Source organism: Escherichia sp. R1 (genome assembly GCF_003000935.1).
GTDB classification, from domain to species: domain Bacteria; phylum Pseudomonadota; class Gammaproteobacteria; order Enterobacterales; family Enterobacteriaceae; genus Escherichia; species Escherichia coli.
Genome location: NZ_PSRU01000009.1, coordinates 102,512 through 126,699 on the forward strand (window position 1 = coordinate 102,512; position 24,188 = coordinate 126,699).

The 24,188-nt window shown below is 50.4% G+C and carries 21 protein-coding genes and 1 pseudogene; 7 read left to right on the top strand and 15 right to left on the bottom strand.

Translation table 11 applies throughout. The annotated features are described in order from the left end of the window. Positions 1-13: 13 nt before the first annotated feature. The 3 genes from glgX to asd form a co-directional block, all read right to left on the bottom strand. Positions 14-1,987, bottom strand: coding sequence for a glycogen debranching protein GlgX (gene glgX, locus C4F37_RS12875; protein WP_001539975.1), 1,974 nt, complete (start codon positions 1,985-1,987; stop codon positions 14-16). Next, positions 1,984-4,170: a 1,4-alpha-glucan branching enzyme gene (gene glgB / locus C4F37_RS12880; protein WP_001283713.1), complete on the bottom strand. Its 2,187-nt coding sequence runs from the start codon at positions 4,168-4,170 to the stop codon at positions 1,984-1,986. The genes glgX and glgB overlap by 4 nt, the downstream gene beginning before the upstream one ends. Before the next feature lie 272 nt (positions 4,171-4,442). Then, entirely contained in the window at positions 4,443-5,546 is a 1,104-nt protein-coding gene (asd, locus tag C4F37_RS12885) for an aspartate-semialdehyde dehydrogenase (protein WP_000799949.1), read from the bottom strand. A 191-nt stretch (positions 5,547-5,737) separates the two neighbouring features. Between asd and yhgN the strand changes: the two genes are divergently transcribed. Then, entirely contained in the window at positions 5,738-6,331 is a 594-nt protein-coding gene (gene yhgN / locus C4F37_RS12890) for an NAAT family transporter YhgN (protein ID WP_001002551.1), read from the top strand. 45 nt (positions 6,332-6,376) lie between these two features. Here yhgN and C4F37_RS12895 read toward each other — a convergent pair whose 3' ends face one another. From C4F37_RS12895 to C4F37_RS12925, 7 genes are all read right to left on the bottom strand, one after another. Further along, entirely contained in the window at positions 6,377-7,672 is a 1,296-nt protein-coding gene (locus C4F37_RS12895; RefSeq protein ID WP_001443175.1) for a DNA-processing protein DprA, read from the bottom strand. Further along, on the bottom strand, positions 7,579-9,675 hold the full coding sequence (locus C4F37_RS12900) for a RecQ family ATP-dependent DNA helicase (protein WP_001539976.1): 2,097 nt from the start codon (positions 9,673-9,675) through the stop codon (positions 7,579-7,581). The genes C4F37_RS12895 and C4F37_RS12900 overlap by 94 nt, the downstream gene beginning before the upstream one ends. Before the next feature lie 139 nt (positions 9,676-9,814). Continuing rightward, entirely contained in the window at positions 9,815-11,155 is a 1,341-nt protein-coding gene (gene gntU, locus C4F37_RS12905) for a gluconate transporter (RefSeq protein WP_000210111.1), read from the bottom strand. A 3-nt stretch (positions 11,156-11,158) separates the two neighbouring features. After that, complete coding sequence (gene gntK / locus C4F37_RS12910; protein ID WP_000108328.1) at positions 11,159-11,686, bottom strand: gluconokinase; 528 nt, start codon at positions 11,684-11,686, stop codon at positions 11,159-11,161. 138 nt (positions 11,687-11,824) lie between these two features. Further along, on the bottom strand, positions 11,825-12,820 hold the full coding sequence (gene gntR, locus C4F37_RS12915) for a gluconate operon transcriptional repressor GntR (protein ID WP_000730252.1): 996 nt from the start codon (positions 12,818-12,820) through the stop codon (positions 11,825-11,827). A 92-nt stretch (positions 12,821-12,912) separates the two neighbouring features. Next, on the bottom strand, positions 12,913-13,608 hold the full coding sequence (gene yhhW / locus C4F37_RS12920) for a quercetin 2,3-dioxygenase (RefSeq protein WP_000639816.1): 696 nt from the start codon (positions 13,606-13,608) through the stop codon (positions 12,913-12,915). A gap of 122 nt (positions 13,609-13,730) precedes the next feature. Beyond that, positions 13,731-14,768, bottom strand: a complete 1,038-nt coding sequence (locus C4F37_RS12925; RefSeq protein ID WP_000236276.1) for an oxidoreductase — start codon at positions 14,766-14,768, stop codon at positions 13,731-13,733. Between the two features lie 337 nt (positions 14,769-15,105). On the opposite strand from C4F37_RS12925, the gene yhhY reads away from it, so the two are divergent. From yhhY to C4F37_RS12950, 5 genes and pseudogenes are all read left to right on the top strand, one after another. Further along, positions 15,106-15,594, top strand: coding sequence for an N-acetyltransferase (yhhY, locus tag C4F37_RS12935; RefSeq protein ID WP_001442056.1), 489 nt, complete (start codon positions 15,106-15,108; stop codon positions 15,592-15,594). A gap of 235 nt (positions 15,595-15,829) precedes the next feature. Next, the gene (gene tssD, locus C4F37_RS12940; protein ID WP_001539980.1) at positions 15,830-17,008 is read left to right on the top strand and encodes an Hcp1 family type VI secretion system effector; all 1,179 of its coding nucleotides are present in this window, start codon (positions 15,830-15,832) and stop codon (positions 17,006-17,008) included. Next, positions 17,005-17,499, top strand: a complete 495-nt coding sequence (gene yrhA / locus C4F37_RS12945; protein WP_000988512.1) for a protein YrhA — start codon at positions 17,005-17,007, stop codon at positions 17,497-17,499. The genes tssD and yrhA overlap by 4 nt, the downstream gene beginning before the upstream one ends. A 94-nt stretch (positions 17,500-17,593) precedes the next feature. After that, a pseudogene (locus C4F37_RS27335) lies at positions 17,594-17,749 on the top strand (protein YrhD). A 199-nt stretch (positions 17,750-17,948) separates the two neighbouring features. After that, entirely contained in the window at positions 17,949-18,233 is a 285-nt protein-coding gene (locus tag C4F37_RS12950) for a YrhB family protein (protein ID WP_000634151.1), read from the top strand. Positions 18,234-18,270: 37 nt separating this feature from the next. Here the strand turns inward: C4F37_RS12950 and ggt are convergent, their stop codons facing one another. Continuing rightward, positions 18,271-20,004, bottom strand: coding sequence for a gamma-glutamyltransferase (gene ggt / locus C4F37_RS12955; protein WP_001539983.1), 1,734 nt, complete (start codon positions 20,002-20,004; stop codon positions 18,271-18,273). A 119-nt stretch (positions 20,005-20,123) separates the two neighbouring features. On the opposite strand from ggt, the gene C4F37_RS12960 reads away from it, so the two are divergent. Next, on the top strand, positions 20,124-20,564 hold the full coding sequence (locus C4F37_RS12960; protein ID WP_000826133.1) for a DUF2756 family protein: 441 nt from the start codon (positions 20,124-20,126) through the stop codon (positions 20,562-20,564). Here the strand turns inward: C4F37_RS12960 and ugpQ are convergent. From ugpQ to ugpA, 4 genes are read right to left on the bottom strand one after another with little or no spacing between them, the layout of a single operon-like run. Beyond that, positions 20,551-21,294 carry a glycerophosphodiester phosphodiesterase gene (gene ugpQ / locus C4F37_RS12965; protein WP_000073603.1) on the bottom strand — a complete coding sequence of 248 codons (744 nt, stop codon included), beginning with the start codon at positions 21,292-21,294 and terminating at the stop codon, positions 20,551-20,553. The two genes, C4F37_RS12960 and ugpQ, sit on opposite strands and share 14 nt — an antisense overlap. After that, positions 21,291-22,361: a sn-glycerol 3-phosphate ABC transporter ATP binding protein UgpC gene (gene ugpC, locus C4F37_RS12970; protein WP_000907827.1), complete on the bottom strand. Its 1,071-nt coding sequence runs from the start codon at positions 22,359-22,361 to the stop codon at positions 21,291-21,293. Before ugpC ends, ugpQ begins: the two co-directional genes overlap by 4 nt. A 1-nt stretch (position 22,362) precedes the next feature. Continuing rightward, positions 22,363-23,208 carry a sn-glycerol-3-phosphate ABC transporter permease UgpE gene (gene ugpE / locus C4F37_RS12975; protein WP_000572183.1) on the bottom strand — a complete coding sequence of 282 codons (846 nt, stop codon included), beginning with the start codon at positions 23,206-23,208 and terminating at the stop codon, positions 22,363-22,365. Next, positions 23,205-24,092: a sn-glycerol-3-phosphate ABC transporter permease UgpA gene (gene ugpA, locus C4F37_RS12980; RefSeq protein ID WP_000099282.1), complete on the bottom strand. Its 888-nt coding sequence runs from the start codon at positions 24,090-24,092 to the stop codon at positions 23,205-23,207. The genes ugpE and ugpA overlap by 4 nt, the downstream gene beginning before the upstream one ends. Between the last annotated feature and the right edge of the window lie 96 nt (positions 24,093-24,188).

Here is a 24,188-nt window from a genome sequence, read left to right on the forward strand (position 1 = left end):
AACTCCTTTTTTATCATCTCTGGAACACACACAATCCGTGTGCAGGTCCCTGCCAGACAGCCGTAATCACTGGGTTATCCTCTCCAGCGAATGGGGGAATGGCGTGCCACTCCCCAGCAGGTAAAACAATCTCTGTTACCTCAAGCGTGGCGTTAATTGCGATCAAAAAGCGATCCGAGAGCAGAATTTGCAGCTGTTTCGGCCCGTTTTGCCACTCATCCGTGCTTAAAGGTTGAGCATATCGATTTAGCCAACGGACATTGCCGTCGCCTTCTTCCCACCAGCGATTCTCCATCAAAGCGGGAATGCGCTTGCGCAGATGGATTAACGCGGCGGTAAATGCGGTTAAACCACTGCTTGCCTGCGACCAGTCCAACCAGGTTAATTGGTTATCCTGACAGTAGGCATTGTTATTGCCACGCTGGCTGTGACCATGTTCGTCACCGGCCAGTAACATCGGCGTACCCTGGGAGAGCAACAACGTTGTTAACAGGGCGTGAATGCTGTCGCGCCGCCGTTCAACCAGATCAAGAGTACCGCCTAACCCTTCTTTACCATGATTGTTACTGTAATTGTTGTTGGTCCCGTCGCGATTTTCTTCTCCGTTTGCTTCATTGTGTTTATGGTTGAAGCAAACGCAGTCGCGAAGCGTAAAACCGTCATGCGCGGTGACGAGATTAATCGCGGCACTCGGCAGACGACCATTACGTTTAAAAACATCGCTGGAGGCAGCAAAACGCCCGGCAAACGCTCCCAGAGGTAAATCATAATGCAGCCAGAAACGACGGGCTGCATCGCGGAAATGATCGTTCCACTCGGCAAACAGCGGCGGGAAATTTCCCACCTGATAACCACCAGGAGCGATATCCCACGGTTCAGCAATTAACTTCACCTGCGAGAGCACCGGGCAGTTCTGGATAGCGGTAAACAACGGCGCATCCTGACGAAACTCTGGCGTACGGCCCATGACTGCCGCCAGATCAAAGCGGAAACCATCGACGTGGCAGGTTTCTACCCAATAACGCAGGCAGGCGCTGGCATAATCTACCACCGCCGGATGACTCAAATTGAGCGTGTTACCACAACCGGTCCAGTTGTGATAATCGCCGTCTTCTCTTATCCAATAATAGCTACGGTTGTCGATCCCACGCAGCGAGAATAACGGGCCGTCGAGGTCCAGTTCCGCACTATGGTTGAGCACGATATCAAGAATGACTTCGATACCCGCTTTATGCAGTGCTTTGATTGCATCGCGAAACTCATCCAGCGCCGTTTCTGGCGAGCAGGCATACGCCGGATGCAGCGCAAACATCGCCACCGGGTTGTACCCCCAGTAGTTACTAAGCCCCATGCGTTGCAGACGTGGTTCGCTGGCAAATTGTGCCACCGGCAGCAGTTCCAGCGCGGTAATGCCCAACTGTTTCAAATAGTTGATCATCACCGGATGCCCCAGGGCTTTATAAGTGCCACGGATCTCGACCGGAATCTCCGGGTGCAGGTACGTTAATCCTTTGACATGGGCTTCATAAATGATGGTGCTGCCCCACGGCGTGCGCGGCGGAGCATCATCTTCCCAGTCATAGTGATCAACCACCACTACGCATTTCGGCGCAATGGCGGCGTTGTCGCGATAGTCAGGTTCATTATGACCGGCGTGCAGCAGCGGGTTATCTTTAAACTCCCCGTAAATTTGCCGCGCGCAAGGATCAATCAACAACTTCGCCGGGTTAAAGCGATGCCCCTCGGCAGGTTGCCAGGGGCCATGAACGCGATAACCATAACGCAAACCCGGGCGCGCATCCGGCAGATAACCGTGCCAAATGTCGCCACTGTGCCCTGGCAAGTCATAGCGATGTTCCTGGCCATTGGCATCAAAGACACACAGCTCTACCCGCTCGGCATGAGCGGAGAAAAGTGTGAAGTTGACGCCCTGACCGTCGTAATGCGCGCCGAGGGGAGTGGGTTTGCCAATGGCGAGTTGTGTCATTCTGCCTCCCGAACCAGCCAGATAGTGGCCAGAGGTGGTAGCGTCAGGCTCAGTGAATGCTGACGACCGTGGCTGGCAATCTCATCGCTGTGTACTGCGCCGCCATTGCCTGCATTACTGCCGTGATAGTGCATGGAATCGGTATTGAGGATTTCACGCCATTTACCCGGCTGGTTAATACCGAAGCGATAATCATGACGCGGCACCGGTGTAAAGTTACTGGCAACGATGATTTCGTTACCCTCTTTATCGCGACGCACAAAGATCAGCACCGAGCGTTCTTTGTCATCCACCACCAGCCATTCAAAGCCGTACGGGTCAAAATCCAGTTCATGCATTGCTTTATGGTGGCGGTAGGTGTGGTTCAGATCGCGCACCAGACGCTGGACACCGTGGTGCCAGTTATCGCCGCCTTCCAACAGATGCCAGTCGAGGCTGGCGTCATGGTTCCACTCGCGGCCCTGGGCAAATTCGTTCCCCATGAACAGTAGTTTCTTGCCCGGGAATGCCCACATCCAGCCGTAGTAGGCGCGCAGGTTAGCGAATTTCTGCCATGCGTCGCCCGGCATCCGGTCGAGAATCGATTTTTTACCGTGGACCACTTCATCATGCGACAACGGCAGGACGAAGTTTTCAGTGTAGTTGTAGAGCATCCCGAAGGTCAGTTTATCGTGATGATACTGACGATAAATCGGGTCGAGCTTCATGTAGTCCAGGGTGTCATGCATCCAGCCGAGGTTCCACTTGTACCAGAAGCCCAGACCGCCCATATCCTGCGGACGAGAAACGCCAGGGAAATCGGTAGACTCCTCCGCCATTGTCACTGCACCGGAAACCTGCTCACCAAGAATACGGTTGGTATTACGCAAGAATTCAATCGCTTCAAGATTCTCGCGACCGCCAAATTCGTTCGGGATCCACTCCCCCTCTTTACGGCTGTAGTCGCGATAAATCATTGACGCCACCGCATCGACGCGCAGCGCATCAATACCAAAACGTTCAATCCAGTAAAGTGCGTTACCGACAAGGAAGTTACTGACTTCACGGCGACCATAGTTGTAGATCAGCGTGTTCCAGTCCTGATGATAGCCTTCGCGCGGATCGCTGTGTTCATACAAGTTCGTGCCATCAAATTCGGCAAGCGCAAAGTCATCGGTCGGGAAGTGGCCTGGCACCCAGTCGAGAATCACGTTCAGACCAGCTGCGTGTGCGGCATCAATGAAATAACGGAAGTCGTCGCGAGTACCAAAACGGCGGGTCGGTGCATACAGGCCGGTTGGCTGATAACCCCAACTGCCATCGAAGGGATGCTCGTTAATGGGCAGTAGCTCGAGATGGGTAAAGCCCATCCATTTAGCATAAGGCACCAGTTGATCGGCCAGCTCGCGGTAGCTCAACCAGAAATTGTTGTCGGTGTGGCGACGCCAGGAGCCAAGGTGAACTTCATAAATAGAGATTGGCGCATCAAACTGATTCGCTTTTTTGCGCTCTTCAGTCTGCACAACCTTTTCCGGCAGCCCGCAAATAAGAGACGCGGTTTCCGGGCGCATTTGCGCTTCGAAGGCATAAGGGTCGGACTTCAGACGCAAGTTGCCATTGGCATCAATCATCTCGTATTTATAGAGCTGACCGTTATGCGCCCCAGGGATAAACAGTTCCCAGATTCCGCTCTCTTTACGCAGTCGCATCGGATGACGGCGACCGTCCCAGTAGTTGAATTGCCCAACCACCGAGACCCGACGGGCGTTTGGAGCCCAGACAGAAAAACGCGTACCTGTGACGCCATCCATAGTATCTGCATGCGCGCCTAAGGTTTCATACGGACGTAGGTGAGTACCTTCAGATAATAGCCAGGCATCCATTTCCTGGATTAGCGGGCCAAAACGGTAAGGATCATCAATCAGGTTTTGCTGACCATGCCAGACAACAGCCAACTGATAGCGGAAAAAATTCTTACGTCGCGGAATGACACCGCTAAAGAATCCCCGTGAGTCGAGACACTCCAGTTTTGCGAGTTTGCGCCCGGTTTTCGGTTCAATCACCCACACATCGGTAGCGTCGGGTAAAAGGGCACGGACTTCCAGTCCCGCGGTGGTTTTATGCATCCCCAGTACGGAAAAAGGATCCGCAAAATGGCCTGCAATTAGCGCGTTAATCACGTCTCTATCGATACGATCGGACATGCTTGTCTTCCTGTTTTATTGTGTCACCCCATCCAACTGAATTTTTGACTTCTGGTTGTGACATTTTTTTGACCTGAACGGCGCAGCACTCTGTGCATCCTCTCTGCGTCGTCCTCACTTCAGGTAAGGCTGTGAATACTCGTGTATTCCGCCACCCTTAAAGAATAGCCAATGCTCTATTTAACTCCCGGTAAATCATGAAACATCTGCGCTTACTCCTGTATTACGCACTAGCAGGGGCGGCATCGCGCCCCAGATTTAATGAATAAAGATTACGCCAGTTGACGAAGCATCCGACGCAGCGGCTCCGCGGCCCCCCACAGCAGCTGGTCGCCCACGGTAAAGGCTGACAGGAACTCCGGTCCCATATTCAGCTTACGCAGGCGGCCTACCGGCGTGGTCAGCGTGCCGGTAACGGCAGCTGGGGTTAGCTCACGCATAGTGATTTCCCGATCGTTCGGAACAACTTTCGCCCACGGATTGTGCGCAGCCAGCAGTTCTTCCACGGTCGGAATAGACACATCTTTTTTCAATTTAATAGTGAATGCCTGGCTGTGGCAGCGCAATGCCCCGACACGCACACATAAACCATCTACCGGAATTACGGAAGATGTGTTGAGGATCTTGTTGGTTTCCGCCTGCCCTTTCCACTCTTCGCGGCTCTGACCGTTATCAAGCTGTTTGTCGATCCACGGAATCAGGCTACCCGCCAGCGGCACGCCAAAGTTATCTACCGGCAGCTCACCGCTACGGGTTAAGGTTGTGACTTTGCGTTCGATATCGAGAATAGCAGAGGACGGGTTCGCGAGTTCATCTGCCACATGGCCATACAGATGGCCCATTTGGGTTAATAACTCACGCATATGTCGCGCACCACCGCCGGAAGCGGCCTGGTAGGTTGCAACGGACACCCAATCAACAAGATCATTGGCGAATAAACCACCCAGCGACATCAACATCAGGCTTACGGTACAGTTACCGCCAACAAAAGTCCTGATGCCATTATTTAATCCGTCGGTAATGACGTCCTGATTGACGGGGTCAAGAATGATGATGGCGTCATCTTTCATGCGCAGAGATGATGCTGCGTCAATCCAGTAACCTTGCCATCCGCTTTCACGAAGCTTTGGATAGATTTCGTTGGTATAATCGCCGCCCTGACAGGTCACAATGATATCGAGGGCCTTTAGCGCCTCCAGATCAAAGGCATCCTGAAGTGTGCCAGTGGTTCCGCCAAAAGACGGCGCAGCCTGACCAAGCTGAGAAGTAGAAAAGAAGACAGGGCGAATGGCGTCGAAGTCGCGCTCTTCAACCATGCGTTGCATGAGAACGGAGCCGACCATACCGCGCCAGCCGATAAAACCAACATTTTTCATAAGCGTTTTTTCCTGCAAAGATGTGTGCTGTATAAATGTGCCGGTCTCCTCCTGGCACATCTTTCACCATACAAAAAGCAGCCAAAGTCGCAAGTGAAATTAATCAATGATAGCGAAGCCATCAGTAATGCGACTTATCCTGCTTTGTTAGCACGCAGAAAGTCCGCGGCAATTATCAGGGAATTTGAGTTATGAATGAAATCATTTCTGCAACAGTTTTATTGATCCTGATTATGGATCCGCTCGGAAACCTACCTATTTTCATGTCCGTACTGAAACATACTGAACCGAAAAGACGGCGGGCAATCATGGTGCGAGAGTTGCTTATTGCTCTCCTTGTGATGCTGGTGTTCCTGTTTGCGGGCGAGAAAATTCTGGCATTTCTTAGCCTGCGGGCAGAAACCGTCTCCATTTCTGGCGGCATCATTCTGTTTCTGATCGCCATTAAGATGATTTTCCCCAGCGCTTCAGGAAATAGCAGCGGGCTTCCGGCAGGTGAAGAGCCATTTATCGTGCCGTTGGCAATTCCGCTGGTCGCCGGGCCGACTATTCTCGCCACGCTGATGTTGTTGTCTCATCAGTACCCGAATCAGATGGGACATCTGGTGATTGCTCTGCTGCTGGCCTGGGGCGGCACCTTTGTCATCCTGCTACAGTCTTCGCTATTTTTACGTCTGCTGGGCGAGAAAGGGGTGAACGCACTTGAACGCCTGATGGGATTGATTCTGGTGATGATGGCAACTCAGATGTTCCTCGACGGCATTCGAATGTGGATGAAGGGGTAAGGTTCAAACAGGTGTTGCACACAACCAGACGCGGCACCTGTTTTATTACCTGAACTGATAATGACCTTCGCCCAATCGGATAACCCTTCCCTCTTCTTCTGCGCGGTTCAGCCACACACTAATTTGTTCGATGGTTAAACCAGTACAAGACGCCAGCCTTTCAATACTTATCGATTCCTTTGCAAGGATCGCCAGTTCCGCCACAAAGAGTTGATAAAAATCGACAGGGGTATGCGCGGGCATTACTGCGTAATTTGCGTCATCTTCGTGCAGCGAAAACAGTTCTGGTTGAGCGTTACGGAGTGCTCTGTCATACATCAGCCCAGGAACGTCTGGCAGTCTGATCGTCACATTCTCAGCCTGTTCAGCACTCCATGACGCCCCATTTTCTACTAATCGTGAATTGGCTGATTGCATATCCTGATTTGGTTTAACCTGCATAGGCAGCCACTGATGTTTTAATGCCTCCATCGCCCCGGTTATCGTTCCACCGGTCATTCCCGCACGTACAACCATTGCGCTTTCAGCAAGGCAATAAATATATTTATTCCGCGCCATCGCATTGCCGACGGTGAAACGTACCTCTGGGTAAAACGGCGAAATCAACACCAGGTTGCCTGCTATAAGCCCTTCACGCCATTTCACTAACGTACTCGTTTTTAACAAGCTATCAGCTAATACGCCAACGGCAGTTCCCCCGACCTCCAGAGCCGAGGCCATTGCACATTCATCAATACCTCGCGCACCACCAGAGATAACGCAAATCCCCTGTTGGGCCAGTTTCGCGGCCAGTTGTTGGGTATAGCGCAAATCGTCAGTCGGAGCATCTCGCGAGCCAACAATCGCCATACCTTCCGCTTGCAGTAATGCTTTATTCCCGCAGCCAAATAAAACGGGAGGTGCATCCGTTCGCAATCGGTTTTTCAAGCGAACGGGATAATCGGCATCTCCGCGGGTTAAGATCCATAAACCGGCGCGTTGCCACTTATCTACAGCCAACGCCAGACTATGACCACGCGCCAGCAAGCCAAGAATACGCTCCTGAGAAATACGCGGATCGCTCCAGCCTGTAAGTTTCTCTTGCGGTTGCGGCACCAGAAGCTCGGCGGGACTGATACGTTGGTGCTTCAGCCATAATGCAAACTTCCCCCATTCACTATTACTAAGAGGTTTATACTCACTCGCCGCCGCGCGAGAAAAATCGCTGGTTAGCAGGAGAGTTGCTTGTGCATTGGCTGAAAGATTCATCAATTTTTTACCGAGGTAGAAGCAAGGGCAAGAGGATAAACCGTCGGGCAACCTGCCTGGCGTAACAGTGCTGTCAGAACTGTCAGCGTCCATGCAGAATCCACGATATCATCAACCAGCAACGCCGGACCTGGCATCAAAGGAGGGGTAATCACAAACGCCCCGTCGAGATTTTGACACTGGTGAAAACGGTTTTGCTGCATTTTCTGCGGTGGATTGTCCACGACTTTTTCAATGGCATCAATAAAAGGTAAGCCAAGTTTCGCCGCCAGTCGCCGGGCAAAATCAGGAACCAGGTCGAGGTGCCTTAATGAAGGAACGCAGCATACCCAGGTTGGTTCAGGATGCGGATTCCAGCGTTGGCGAACCATTTCCGCACATGCCTCCACCAGTTCATCACTGAAGCGCCCCGTTTTTTTCTCCTGGGCTACCTGCTTTCCCCACCCGGAATCTCCCCAACGAGAAAGGATTCGCCCCGTAGATCCTTGTAAACCCGCAGGCAAGTTCCCTTTAAATCCGTATTGCGTAAAAGCCCCAGATGCCACCTGTTTATTGAGATTTAATGGCAGGTCAGCGTGTTTAATAAATAAATTTGCCGCATGGAGTAAGCCGCTATCAATGTCGGGCGACAACAGCGGATGCTGAAGACAACTGCTACATTTACCACAACGTTCGGCACTTGGCTCATCGAGTGCACGGCGCAGAAATTGCATTTTGCACTCCTTGGTCGTGATATAGCTTTCAACGTCTGCCAGTTCACTTTTTCTCTGATTCATCAAATGGTTAATTCGTTCATGATCAGGAGAAAAACTGACGATAGTTCTGCGCCATAATTTCTCGGTATACACCACAGGCGATGGATTTTCCGCTACCAATAATTTCAGTGCTTTTTCTATTTGCCCATAACGAAGATTCGTCCGTTGTTCAATGCCTCGTAGGGTAAGACCGTCATTCTCGCTAAGTACGTTGAGTATTTCATGAATTTGCGCCTCCGCAGGAAAGGCGCTTTCACGGAAGAATTGATGAATAGCGCGGTCTTCACCACCACAAAGCAATATGCCAACTGCGGAATCTATAGCACGCCCGGCACGCCCCACCTGTTGGTAGTAACCGACAATAGACCCCGGCATCTGATAATGAATGACGAAACCTAAATCAGGTTTATCAAACCCCATACCTAATGCCGTCGTCGCGACCAGCACTTTGATTTTATTTGCCAGCAGTGCCTGCTCCAGATATTCCCTGGCAGTATTAGAATCTTCCGCGCCTTCACAAGTCACGCCGCTGTAGTAAGCAAATGCACTGATACCATTTTTCCTTAACCACTCGGCGACAAGTTCAGCATCGCGAGTAGTCAGGGTATAAACAATTCCCGATTTGGAAAACTGAGGGATAACCGTTGCTAACCATGCCAGACGGGATGACTGTTCACCTAAGACTAAGGCATCAAGCGCCAAACTTTCGCGAGCCAGCGTTCCACGCTGAATCACAATGTCACCCAATTGCTGACGGATATCCTCAACGACACGGTTATTCGCTGTCGCGGTTGTACCCAGAACTGGGGTATTCGCAGGCAGTTGGCGCAAAATATCTAATATACGTCGGTAATCCGGGCGAAAATCGTGGCCCCAATCAGAGATGCAGTGCGCCTCGTCGACCACAAGCAAGCCAATACGATCGGCTATAGGATATAAAACCGTTTCGATAAAGTCCTGGTTTGCCAAACGTTCCGGGGAAACCAGCAAGCAATCGACCTCACCTTGCAGCAACTTATCGCTAATACGCTGCCATTCTTCCCTGTTTGTAGAATTCAACGTTTCAGCCGTAATACCTAACCGTTCAGCGGCGGCAACCTGGTTACGCATCAGGGCAAGCAAAGGAGAGATGATAATTGTCGGGCCAGCACCGCGATCGCGGAAGATTTTACTGGCGATGAAGTACACGGCACTTTTCCCCCAGCCAGTGCGTTGGACAACCAGCAGTTTTCGTCGTTGGTTCACCACCGCGTCTATGGCTTCCCATTGCCCTTCCCTGAAAGTAGCGGTGGTATTTCCTAACATCCGCTGTAAAAGCAATTCAGCTCCGTGCTTTTCCATCTTTATCTCCTGCGATCTTTAGGCAGTGATTAGAACGGATTATTAGCAGGTAAATTTGCGAGAGAGATCAAAAAGATGAAGAGAGGAGATAAGAGAAATGAATTACTGCGAGCAAGCTCGCAGTAATTTGTCGCAGTAATTAACTCAACAGCTGGAACGCAATCATCCCAACGATGGCACCAACAGTGCCGAGGATGGTTTCCATCATGGTCCAGGTTTTAAGCGTTTCGGCTTCGGTCGCGCCGGTAAATTTACCGAACAACCAGAAACCCGCGTCGTTAACGTGGCTGACAACAATCGAACCACCGGCGATACAAATCGACAGCGCCGCCATTTGCGCACCGGAGTAGTTCAGTTGTTCAATGACCGGCATTACCAGTCCCACCGCCGTTAAACAGGCAACAGTGGCAGAACCCTGAATGATGCGCACTGCAGCTGCCAGCACGAAGCAGGTGATGGCAATCGGCAGGCCCATGCCGGTTAACGCTTCGCCCAGTGCCGGACCGACACCAGAGTCAACCAGCACCTGTTTGAACACGCCGCCCGCACCAATCACCAGCAGAATGATCCCCGCCGGTTGCAGCGCGTGACCGCAAATCTCCATCACTTTGTCTTTTGGCATACCCTGACGCATTGCCAGACCGTAAATCGCCACCAGGCAAGCAACCAGAATCGCGGTAAACGGATGACCAATAAACTCGAACCATTCGTAAGCGGTAGAGCCTTCCGGCACAAAGCGCGCGGCAATGGTTTTCAGCCCCACCAGCACCAGTGGCAACAGGATCAGCGACAGGCTGAATCCGAAGGACGGCATTTTGCCTTCGCCGAGATGCGGTTCGCTGATGTCGTCAGGAATATGCAGCTCCACGTAGCGGCTGATGAAATTACCCCACAGCGGCCCGGCAATAATCATTCCCGGAATTGCCGCACACAGGCCAATCAGGATCATCCAGCCAAAGTCGGCGTTCATCTGCGATGCCAGCAGCATTGGCGCTGGTCCAGGCACCAGGAACGCAGCCGCGGCCGCCACCCCTGCAAATAATGGGATTACCAGCTTCACCAGGTTCGTACCGGTGTGGCGCGCCATTGAGAAAGCAACGCTAATCAGCAGAACAATCGCCACTTCAAAGAACAACGGCAGTGCACAGACCAGCCCCGCAAGGCCGATGGCATAATGCGCGCGGCTGTGACCGAAGGATTTGAGCATTTTGACGGCAATCTGATCGACTGCGCCGGTTTCATGTAAGATCTTGCCAAACATGGCTCCCAGGGCGACAACCACCGCCAGGAAGCCGAGGGTGCCTCCCATCCCTTTTTCCATCGTCGCTGCGATTTTATCGAGCGGCATACCGGAAAAAAGGCCAGCCCCCATAGACACCACCATTAAAGCCAGGAAAGCGTGCATACGCGCCTTCATGACTAAAAACAGCAGCAGTAAAACAGACCCTACTGCTGTTAAAACAAGCGTTAATGTAGTCACTACTTATTTGCCTTTTTTAATAACCTCAATGGTGCTTGCCACAACACCTTCCAGCGGTTGATCGATATCCACCACCAGTACATCGGTTTCGTCCGCACCCGGCTCCTGCAGCGTTTCAAACTGCGTCACTAACATTTGGGTTTTAAAGAAATGGCCTTTGCGCGCTTTCAGGCGGCTTTCAATCACATCAAAATCGCCTTTCAGGTAGATGAACGAGAGATTCGGATTACCCGCGCGTAGCAAGTCGCGATAGTGTTTTTTCAGTGCAGAACAGACGATCAGCGACACTTTATTGGTGCGCTGCATAGCAAACGCGGCGTCGTTCAGCGCCTGCAACCACGGTTTGCGATCGTCGTCATTCAGCGGTTCACCAGACGCCATTTTTTCGATATTGCGCCGTGGATGGAGGAAATCGCCATCAAGAAACGCGGCATGAAGTTGATGCGCCACTTCACTGGCGACCGCAGATTTGCCGCTGCCCGATACGCCCATCAAGACGTAAATGTGGTGATCATGGTTAGTCGTGCTCAAAGTGGTGCCCCCACAATACAAGAATTAAAAATGTTACGGGTAACTGTTATCGGTAACATTGTCCGGCCGGACAATATCAGAAGCAATATCCATCCGTGCCTTAAGTGTATAAGTGTGAGCTACTTCAAATTTGTGGGCTTAAATAGATCCGCCCGGTGACAAGGTGAAACCTAAATCTAACATTTTCGGTGTCACAGATTCGCCACGAATACGCGCCAGCAGGCGTTCAGCGCCAATACTGCCCATCCGCTCACGCGGCGTCAGTACGCTCGCCAACCGTGGTTCCATCACCTGACCAATGTCATGACCATGGAAACCGGCAATCGCCATATCGTCAGGAACTTTCAACCCCAGACGCTGACATTCAAACGCCGCGCCGACCGCCAGGTCATCATTAGTACAGAACACGCCATCCAGCTGCGGATATTCCCGCCTCGCCTGGCGAATCAGTTCAATACCGGAAGAGTAAGAAGAAGATTGCTCAACCATCACGCTATATGGCACCAGGCCTGCATCCAGCATCGCCTGTTCGTATCCCTTCTGTTTGATGATAGTACGTTCGTCGAGACGTGCGCCGAGATAGGCAATGTGGCGATGCCCGCGAGCAATAATGGCGGTGGTCATCTGGCGTGCCGCTTCAAAGTTATCAAAACCGACGGCAATATCGAGGCACGGCGACTTGCTGTCCATCAGTTCCACCACTGGAATCCCCGCCACTTCAATCATCTTTAAGGTGCGCGGCGTGTGCGTACGTTCAGTGAGGATCAGGCCGTCGATATTCCAGGAGAGCATGGATTCGAGGCGTTCTTGCTCCATTTCCGGTTTATAACCGTAGTGGGCCAGCATGGTCTGATAACCGTGCGCGTCGGTGACGCTTTCGATTCCGCGTAATACTTCCGCAAAAACCTGGTTGGTGAGAGAAGGTAACAGGACGCCAATCGCCCGGCTGGTGGCGTTAGAGAGGATATCGGGTGCGCGATTGGGAATATAACCCAGTTCATCAAGAGCGGCGGCAATCTTGCCGCGTAGAGCGACGGAAACCTGCTCCGGGTTGCGTAAAAAACGGCTGACCGTCATTTTGGTCACGCCTACACGGTCAGCCACATCCTGAAGTACGGGTCTTTTCTTTTTCATCGTCCTGAAGGTACAAAAGAGATAGATTCTCTTAGTTTAACACGGACGCATCAGAACCTTCCCGATTCCTCAGGAAGGTTTGTGAGATAAATTTAGACTGGCGGTAAATCGAACAGCAGGATTTCACTGTCGCTATCAGCATGGATGGAAATCGCCTGCTCATCCCAGATTGCCAGACCATCGCTGGTCGAGGCTTTCACGCCGTTAATGGTGACATTGCCTTTCACCACCTGGATCCAGACGCGGCGTTCAGCGGCAATCTGATGCACCGACTGCTCATCTTTCACCAGCGCCCAACGATACAGTTCCATATCCTGATGCACTTTCAATGAACCATCACGCGCATCCGGCGAAAGCACCAGTTGTTTGCCCTGCACGGCATCGAAGCGACGCTGTTCATAACGCGGCGTAATGCCGTTTTCTTCAGGCATGATCCAGATCTGATACAGATGCAGACGCTCGGTGCTGCTTGGGTTGTACTCTGAGTGACGAATACCCGTACCCGCACTCATAATCTGGAACTCGCCCGCCGGAACCTGCTCTTTATTGCCCATGCTGTCCTGATGCTCAACAGTACCTTCCAGCACGTAGGTCAAAATTTCCATATCTTTATGCGGGTGAGTGCCGAAGCCCTGCCCTGCTTCAATCACGTCGTCGTTAATCACGCGCAGCGCAGAGAAGCCCATAAAATTCGGATCGTAATAGTTGGCAAAAGAGAAAGTATGCCAGGAGTCCAGCCAGCCATGATTTGCATGACCGCGTTCATTTGCTTTGCGTAAGTAGATCATTTGTATTCGCCCCCTGAATGATTTCGATGGGCTTAGTGTGGACCCGATCCGCCTGGGATGATAGAGGGTGAAAATTGACCCCTCTGTTCAAAAAAATTGAACTATTCGAGGGGCCATCAAACTTACCTCGCGAGAGTCACTGCGGAGGGAGAAGCTTGCTCAAAACCGCGTTCAAGGATTTCCAGATTCGTAAGAACTTCAGATTCCTTGACGTAATTTGGCGCACCGTTGGTGATGGTTTGATACAACGCATCATAAACGCGCCCATAATCGCCCATCTCTGGCTTCATCTCTTCTCTTACCGTCACGCCCTCGTCATTGACATACTCCAGCACACCGACCGAATCATCCGCTGCGAATCCTGGTTCGCCCGGCATAATATTAGCCTTCAGGCTGGTTTCCTGCTGGTCGATACCGTATTTAATAAACGAACCTTTCTTACCGTGAACGATAAATTTCGGATAATCGATTTTCACCAGATGGCTGGTTTTGACGATGGCTTTTAGATCGCCATAAAACAGCTGCGCTTCAAAGGTGTCGTCCGGATTGGCTTTATTACGCAGGCTGCGGATGTCATAAGCGACGTGATCCGGGCGACCGAACAGAGAAATAATCTGGTCCATCGTATGCACACCAAGGCCATAGAACGCGCCATCCTGCGGCAGCCCCGGTTTGGTTTCTGCCACCGGGCGGTAATAGTCAAAATGGCTTTCCACTTCGACAATCTCTCCCAGCTTGCCGCTTTCAATCGCTTTTTTCGCTGTCAGGAAGCAGGAATCAAAGCGACGATTCTGATACGGCGTAACGATCAGCCCTTTGCTTTTCGCCAGTGCAAACAGCTCTTTCGCCTGCGCAATTGTCGGAGTGAACGGTTTTTCGACCAGCACATTTTTCCCGGCTTCCAGCGCGCGCTTCGCGTACTCGAAGTGGCTGTCCGCGTGGGTGCAGACGACAACCAGCTTAACATCGGGATCGTTTAGCACTTCGTCGAGATCGCTGGTGAAATGGATATGGGAATAAATGGGGGCCTGTTCTTCCGGCTTCGCATGGCGGCGAAAAATATGCGCGACATGCCAGCTATCCTTGCGGTTAAGTACATACGGCAGATGGTAACGGGTGGTGCTTTTGCCGAAGCCAATAAAGGCGCAGTTAATGACCATGATTTCGTCCTTTTTAAGGTGGTTATTTACACCTTAGCGCAAAGCGGACGTGGTTCCTACTGGAGTGCGCATAACGAACACAAGCACTTCCCGAGGATAAATTGAGAACGAAAGGTCAAAAAAAAAGCCAGCACCCGGCTGGCTAAGTAATACTGGAAGCAATGTGAGCAATGTCGTGCTTTCAGGTTCTCCGCGAGGGTCTTCCTGATCGCGAGACAATAATAATCATTCTCATTCGCACTTGTCCAACACTTTTTGCAAAAAAATGCATTTGACTCGCATTTGAAAGTCAATGATGTTGAAAGGGACATTTACCCCAAAGAGGACAAAGGAAGGAATGAGTGAGATAGTAATACGCCACGCAGAAACACGCGATCACGAGGCCATCAGGCAGATTCACGCCCAGCCGGAGGTGTATTACAACACGCTACAGGTGCCTCATCCTTCAGAACAAATGTGGCTGGAACGACTCACCGCTCGCCCTGGCATCAAGCAGTTAGTCGCCTGTATTGATGGAATCGTCGTAGGCCATCTCACCATTGACGTGCAACAACGCCCACGCCGCAGTCATGTTGCCGATTTTGGTATCTGTGTCGACTCCCGTTGGAAGAACCGCGGCGTCGCCAGCGCCCTGATGCGAGAGATGATTGAAATGTGCGACAACTGGTTGCGGGTAGATCGTATTGAGCTAACGGTGTTCGTCGATAACGCGCCAGCAATTAAGGTCTATAAAAAATTTGGCTTTGAGATTGAAGGGACTGGCAAGAAGTACGCGCTGCGTAATGGTGAATATGTCGATGCGTATTATATGGCGCGGGTGAAGTAAGATAGTGCCCTTTTTCTGAGATGGAAAAAGGGTGTCATTCAAAATCGGCATACCTTCCTTTAAGGTATTTATTTTCCCAATAAATATATGAGATTTACCTCATAATTACTTCCTAAAGTGTAATATTTTATTTTTTAATATATACGCCTACAATTTCCTGGAGTAAATAAATAACAATTAACAAGCATAATATTGCCATTGATAAAATAGCATGCCATAAAAGGACTTTTCAGGGATGAGTAATATTGTTTATCTGACAGTAACGGGAGAACAACAAGGAAGCATCTCCGCAGGTTGTGGGACTACTGAATCTATAGGTAATCGCTGGCAGAGCGGGCATGAGGATGAAATATTTACATTCTCACTCTTAAATAGTATTACTAATACGGGGCTTGGTTCACAGTTCCATGGTATAACATTTTGTAAATTAATTGATAAAAGCACTCCATTATTTATTAATTCCATTAACAATAATGAACAATTATTTATGGAATTTGACTTCTATCGAATAAATAGATTTGGTAGATGGGAAAAGTATTATTATATACAACTAAGAGGCGCTTTTTTATCGGCTATTCATCACCAGATCTTTGAAAACCAACTGGATACAGAAACAATAACTGTTAGTTATGAATTTATCCTCTGCCAACATCTTATCACTAACACCGAGTTCAGCTATTTGGCACTCCCTGAAAATTATAACCGCTTGTTTTTACCAAATTCAAAAAACAAAACAAATAATGGTTTAAAAACGTTAAACAGCGAAGCTGTTGGCAGGCTACTTGCTGCTGGTGGCGTATACAATGGGAACATTGAAGGATTCAGAGATACTGCGGAAAAACTGGGTGGAGATGCAATCAAAGGCTATGATCAAATACTAAATGAAAAAACAGCGGGCATAGCGATAGCAACAGCATCTATTCTTTTAACAAAGCGTTCTAATGTTGATACATATACAGAAATAAATAGTTACTTAGGCAAACTTAGATGCCAACAAAAACTTCTTGATAGTATAGACATAATAGAAATAATATACATTAAGAGACCTTCAAAAGACTTAGCTAACTTACGAAAGGAGTTTAATAAAAATGTAAGAAAAAATTTTCTTATCAAACTTGCAAAAACCTCCGAAGCATCTGGAAGATTCAACGCCGAAGACCTTTTAAGAATGAGAAAGGGCAATGTTCCTCTAAATTATAATGTACACCATAAACTATCTCTAGATGATGGTGGTACTAATGATTTGGAAAATTTAGTATTAATCGAAAACGAACCATATCATAAGGTTTTTACTAACATGCAATCACGAATAGCTAAGGGAATATTAGTGGGTGAAAGCAAAATCACTCCCTGGGCCATTCCATCTGGCTCAATTTATCCTCCCATGAAAAATATTATGGAACCCACAAAATGATGACTAAAACCCAAATAAGTAAATTAAAAAAAATGATGAATGATTTAGACTATCCATTTGAAGCACCGCTCAAGGAATCATTTATTGAAAGTATAATCCAAATAAAATTTAATTCTAACTCAACTAATTGCCTGGAGAAGTTATGTAATGAAGTTAGTATTCTCTTTAATAATCAACCTGATTATCTTACTTTTTTAAGAGCAATGGATGGATTCGAAGTTAATGGATTACGATTATTTAGCCTCTCGATTCCAGAACCTTCAGTTAAAAACCTTTTTGCCGTAAATGAATTTTATAGAGATAATGATGATTTCATAAATCCTGACTTACAAGAACGGTTAGTGATCGGGGATGATAGCATTTCAATATTTACTTATGACATTAAAAGTAACTTTTTTGAAATTAGAGATAATATTGGCACAGAAAATATATTCAGTTCGTTTAGTGATTTCTCTTCATTCTTAAACGAAATCATGGACAGTTGTTCATAATAATAAAAAGGTAACCAAAATCATTGTAAACCATGCCATCTTTTTAGAGTTTACCAGCAGTAAATTTCTTGATCGAAATTTATCAATACAAGCTATAGAAAAACTTACAACGGAACTACACTCCTTAAGTGAGATGGACCGAAGACATGTAGTCGCTATTTAAACTGAAATAGCTAATGGCGATGATGATCTTAGTGACATGTTGATTTGGTTAGACTTTTACCCGAATCATAAGATTCTGATATCTTAAATGAGCAAATCCGGTTCGACGTTCTGGAAAATAAATCACAAAATATTAGCAGATACTTATTTTGTGACTATACCTTATCCGATGAACTCTTTTCAAAACCAGCATTTAATAATATCTTTGACGAAGATGAACGCGTCTTTGCTCAATGTATAACGCAGGAATAATAATATAACGCTAAACAATAATATTTATTATAATTATGATTACTTATCACGACGCATTCGCGGAAGCGAACAATTACCTCGATGATGCAAATCTCCCGGTCGTCATTACTCTACATGGACGCTTTAGCCAGGGCTGGTATTTCTGTTTCGAAGCACGAGAATTTCTCGAAACTGGAGATGAGGCCGCGCGCTTAGCTGGTAACGCACCTTTTATTGTTGATAAAGGCAGTGGTGAAATTCATTCTCTGGGAACGACAAAGCCACTGGAAGAATATCTACAGGATTATGAAATAAAAAAGGCTACCTTCGGCTTGCCCTGACAATACGGCCCTCTTCCCACTAAGAGGGCCGCTAACCTTAATACCCCGCCGTTAAATCATCCACCGAGCGCGGGTCGGATGCACCGTACAGCTCACCGTCCGGCCCAACCATAATGCTTTGTGTACTGCCCATCGCCTCTTTCAGCGCCACTTTCTGACCTTTTGCTTCCAGCAGCTTGATCGTATCCGGGCTAAACCCTTTTTCGACACGCAGCTCGTCCGGCAACCACTGATGGTGGAAACGCGGCGCATTGGTCGCTTCGGCGACGTTCATTCCATAATCGATGCTATTCACCACCATTTGCAGCACAGTGGTGATAATCCGGCTACCGCCTGGGCTTCCTGTGACCAGCCAGGTTTTACCATCCTTGACCACAATGGTTGGTGACATCGACGACAGAGGGCGTTTATTCGGCCCGACGGCGTTGGCATCGCCGCCCACCAGCCCGTAAACGTTCGGTACGCCTGGTTTGGCGGAGAAATCATCCATCTGGTTATTGAGCAAAATACCGCTCTCGCCCGCGACAATGCCCGTACCGAAGGTGGTGTTCAGCGTATAGGTCACCGCCACGGCGTTACCGTCTTTATCCACTACTGAGTAATGGGTAGTTTGATTACTCTCATAAGGCGCAAGCTTGCCAGGACGAATTTCGCTGAATGGCTTCGCTTTATTGATATCAATTTGATCGGCAATAGATTTGGCATAGGCTTTATTGGTCAGCGCCTGCCACGGTACTTTGACAAAATCCGGGTCGCCAAGATATTCCGAGCGGTCGGCATAGGCGTATTTCTCAGCTTCTGCCATGATTTGCATCGCGTCGGCGCTGCCAAAGCCGTACTTCTGCATATCGAAGTTTTCCAGAATATTGAGGATTTGTACGATATGAATACCGCCGGAAGATGGCGGTGGCATGGAGTAAACCTGATACCCGCGATAATCGCCGCTTATCGGTGTGCGTTCGACCGCTTTATAGGCCGCTAAATCTTCTTTGCTGATCAAGCCACCGTTTTTCTGCATCTCCTGGGCAATCTGTTCCGCTATCGTGCCTTTGTAGAATTCATCCGGGCCGTTTTCGGCAATCATCTCCAGGCTCTTTGCCAGGTTCGCCTGCACCAGCTTGTCGCCCTTTTTCAGCGGTTCGCCCTCTTTCCAGAAGATAGCTTTGCTGTTTTCGTGGTTCGGCAGCACTTCACTGCCGTAGGTTTTGAGATCGTCAGCCAGCGCGTCGTTAACGATAAAACCATCGCGTGCCAGTTTAAACGCCGGTTGCACCACTTTATTCAACGGCATGGTGCCGTATTTATCCAGCGCCAACGAGAAACCCGCTACCGTACCGGGTGTGCCGGAAGCCAGATGCGAAGTGAGTGATTTTTTGCTGTCCGGGTTGCCCTGATCATCGAGGAACATATCGCGGGTCGCTTTGGCGGGTGCCATTTCGCGGAAATCGATAGCCGTGGTATTGCCATTTTTCGAGCGGATCAGCATAAAACCACCGCCGCCCAGATTCCCTGCCTGCGGATGCGTTACTGCCAGCGCGTAGCCCACCGCCACGGCGGCATCAACGGCATTCCCGCCCTCCTTGAGGATATCCACCCCCACCTGAGTGGCAGTAGCATCTACAGACGCCACCATTCCCTGCTTAGCGCGTACCGGATGAAAGACATCTTCCTCCACACCATAAGAAACAGGTGGCGCGGCTACCGTACTAAAACAACTTCCTGTGAGCAGAGCAGCAATGGCCACCCGGCGTAAAAACGTCGGTTTTATCATCGTTATTCTCCAGAGATTAAGGGGCAACCCCAGCTAAGCCTGGTATATAACTCTGAATTAATCATCGTTTTGCCGGGAAGCGAGTAAACTTAAAGAATATCTTCAGAGGAGGATACGCGATGAAACGACTTCTGCTTTTGACGGCACTCCTGCCGTTTGTCGGCTTTGCACAGCCCATTAATACTCTGAACAACCCTAACCAGCCGGGATATCAGATCCCCAGCCAGCAGCGGATGCAAACTCAAATGCAGACGCAGCAAATCCAGCAAAAAGGGATGCTGAACCAGCAACTGAAAACGCAAACGCAGCTGCAACAGCAGCATTTAGAAAACCAGATAAACAATAATTCTCAGCGGGTGTTGCAGTCACAGCCGGGGGAGCGAAATCCCGCCCGGCAGCAAATGCTGCCCAACACCAACGGCGGGATGTTAAACAGCAACCGTAATCCGGATAGTTCGTTGAATCAGCAGCATATGCTGCCGGAGAGGAGAAACGGCGACATGCTGAATCAGCCCAGCACGCCGCAGCCTGACATTCCGTTGAAAACTATTGGGCCGTAAAGTTCGGACCAATCACGTCAATCGCATCGGTACAGATGCAATCCACGCCCCAGCGCAGCAACTCTGCCGCGCGCTGGGGTTTATTGACGGTATAAACCAGAATCCGTAATCCGGCATCTTTCAACTGCATCACTCGCGCTTTATCGAGCAACTTATGATTGAGATGAATAGAGACGCAGCCCAGTCGCGCGGTCAATTCTCGCCAGTCGTCGCGCCATTCATCAAGCAATAAACCACGCGGCAGTTCCGGTGCTGCCTGTTGCGCGGCTTCTAAAGCATCAATCTCAAACGATGACAGCAGCGGCGGCGTCATACCGGTCCACAGTTCGCGTGCCGCCAACGCCACCGTTTTGCCCGTTAATGGTCCAGTGCCAGTGGTGGGTTTGATTTCGATATTCGCCATCATCCCGTGTTCGCGGCAGCGTTCCGCCACCTGCGAAAGCAACGGCAGCGGCTCACCTTTAAACGCTTTGCTGTACCAACTGCCTGCATCCACGCGCAGTAAATCCTGCCAGTTCAGCTCGCCCGCAACGCCCCAACCGTTGCTGGTACGTTCGAGATTGTCGTCATGGAGCAGAAAGATCTCGCCATCTTTCGATAACTTCGCGTCAAATTCGATCATCTTATGACCGTATTTTGCCCCGACGTCGATTGCCGCCAGGGTGTTCTCCGGGGCCAGCTTACCGCCACCACGATGGGCGACGATGCGGGGATAAGGCCAGTTACTCATACTCGTTGTCCTGTTTCACCATCAAAAAGATGCAGCTGATTTTCCGGCAGATGCAGCCACAGCGTGCTGCCTGCCGTCGGGCGCTCCTGATGTGCCAGTCGCACCACCAGCTTCTGTTCGCCCCAACGTCCGTGCGCCAGGTTATCTGCGCCGAGGATCTCCAGCGTGTCCATCACCAGCGGCACACCACCTTCTGCCTGCGAGCTTAGCGCTATATGTTCCGGGCGAATGCCGAGGGTCATTTTACGCCCGGCATACTGACGGTAGCCACCGTTTAGCGGCAGCGTAATACCACCATCCAGTTCGAAATGCGTACCTTCGTTATTCACGCGGCCAGCCAGTAGGTTCATCGCCGGGCTGCCGATAAAACTCGCCACAAACAGGCTGGCGGGCTTTTCGTACACTTCAACTGGCGTGCCAATCTGTTCGGCGACGCCGCCGTTCATCACCATTACTCGCTGGGCGAGCGTCATCGCCTCAACCTGATCGTGGGTAACGTAGAGTGAAGTCGTTTTCAGGCGACGGTGCAGCTGTTGCAGTTCAAGACGCATCTGCACACGCAACTTGGCATCGAGGTTAGAGAGCGGCTCATCAAACAGGAACACTGCCGGCTCACGCACAATCGCACGCCCCATCGCCACACGCTGACGCTGACCGCCGGATAGCTCACGCGGGCGGCGCTTAAGCAGGCCGTCCAGCTCCAGAATGCGCGCCGCTTCTTTAACACGTTCGGCAATTTGTTGCTTGCCCATGCCGCGAATTTTCAGCCCCCACGCCATGTTCTCCTCTACGCTCATATGCGGATAGAGCGCGTAGTTCTGGAACACCATCGCAATCCCGCGATCTTTCGGCTCCATTTCGGTGACACGCTTGCGGTCGATCCAGATATCGCCCGTCGTTACCCGCTCCAGTCCGGCAACCATTCGCAATAACGTCGATTTCCCGCAGCCAGACGGCCCGACCATCACGATAAATTCGCCATCCGCCACATCAAGGGTCAGCGGTTTAATGACCTGGGTTTTGCCATCCCAGCTTTTGGTTACTGCCTGTAATTTCAGTCCTGCCATCTTATTTCTCACTATCGACCAGGCCGCGCACGAAGGCACGCTGCATCACTAAAACAATCACTACTGGTGGGATCAGGGTTAACAACATCGCCGCCATCACCGAGTTCCATTCCGTTGTGCCTTCGCCTGTGGCGATCATCCCTTTAATCCCTGCCACGGTGGTGCCGAGATCAACGTCGGTAATAATCAACAACGGCCACAAATACTGGTTCCAGCCGTAAATAAAGGTGATCACAAACAGCGCCGCCAGATTGGTTTTGGACAGCGGAAAAACGATGTCGCAAAAGAAACGCATTGGCGACGCGCCGTCGATCCGCGCGGCTTCCACCAGTTCATCCGGTAGGGTCATAAAGAACTGGCGAAACAGAAACGTGGCGGTCGCCGAGGCCATCAGCGGCAGCGTTAAACCTGCGTAGCTGTCGAGCATTTTCAGGTTGGCGATGACTTCCACCGTCGGGAAGATACGCACTTCAACCGGCAGCATCAGGGTGATAAAAATCATCCAGAAGAAGAGGTTACGTAGCGGAAAACGAAACCAGACAATGGCAAATGCCGAGAGCATCGAGACGGTAATTTTGCCGAGCGTAATGCTGAACGCCATCACAAAGCTGTTAAGCAACATCCGCCAGAACGGCGCGCTATTCGTGCCTACCCCGTTTACCCAGATGTTGTGGATGTTTTCCAGCAGATGTGTGCCGGGGATTAGCGTCATCGGTGCGGCATAGACTTCTTGTTTATCCAGCGTCGCCGCGACAAACGCCACGTACAGCGGGAAGAGGATCACCGCGATCCCGAGGATCAGCATGGTATGGCTGAATATTGTCAGCCACGGACGGTTCTCAATCATTGGTAACGTACCTTGCTTTCAACATAGCGGAACTGCACCACCGTCAGCACGATGACGAGGAACATCAACACCACCGACTGCGCGGCAGACGAAGCCAAATCCAGTCCGGTAAAGCCTTCACGGTAAATCTTATAAATCAGCGTCGTGGTGGCCTGTACTGGCCCGCCGGACGTGGCGGCGTCGATCACCGGGAAGGTGTCGAAGAAGGCATACACCAGGTTCACCACCAGCAGGAAGAAACTCACCGGAGCGATAAGCGGCAGCGCAATCTTAAAGAAGCGGCGAATCGGGCCAGCCCCATCAATGGCTGCGGCTTCGATCAACGAACGGGGGATGGATTGCAGCGCGGCATAGAAGAACAGAAAGTTGTAGCTGATTTGCTTCCACACTGAGGCAAACACCACCAGGAACATCGCCTGACCGCTGTTTTGCGCGTGGTTCCAGTCGTAGCCGAACTCAGCGAGAAAATGAGTAATCAGCCCGCGACCGGGGTTAAACAGGAAGATCCACAATACCGCGGCAACGGCGGGAGCCACGGCATACGGTAGCAACATCAAGGTTTGATAGAAACGGCTGCCGCGCACGATGTACTCCACCAGCGCTGCGAAGAACAGCGATACCAGCAAACCGCTGACGGTGACAAAGGTGCTGAATTTTATCGTCGTCCAGAAGGCGTCGAGATAGTAGCTGTCGTGAAACAGCGTGACGAAGTTATCCAGGCCGACAAACTGGCTGGAGAAACCAAACGGATCGACGCTTTGTAGCGAGTACCACAACGCTTCGCCCGCAGGCCAGATAAAAAAGATAACGGTGATGATGAGCTGCGGCGCGACCAGCAAATAAGGCAGCCAGCGCGAGCGGAACACCGGACGGGATGATGACATTACAGTTAATTCCTGAACTGTGCCGGATGCGCTTCGCTTATCCGGCCTACACGCGATGCCAGGTCAGATAAGCGAAACGCATCCGACATTACACTG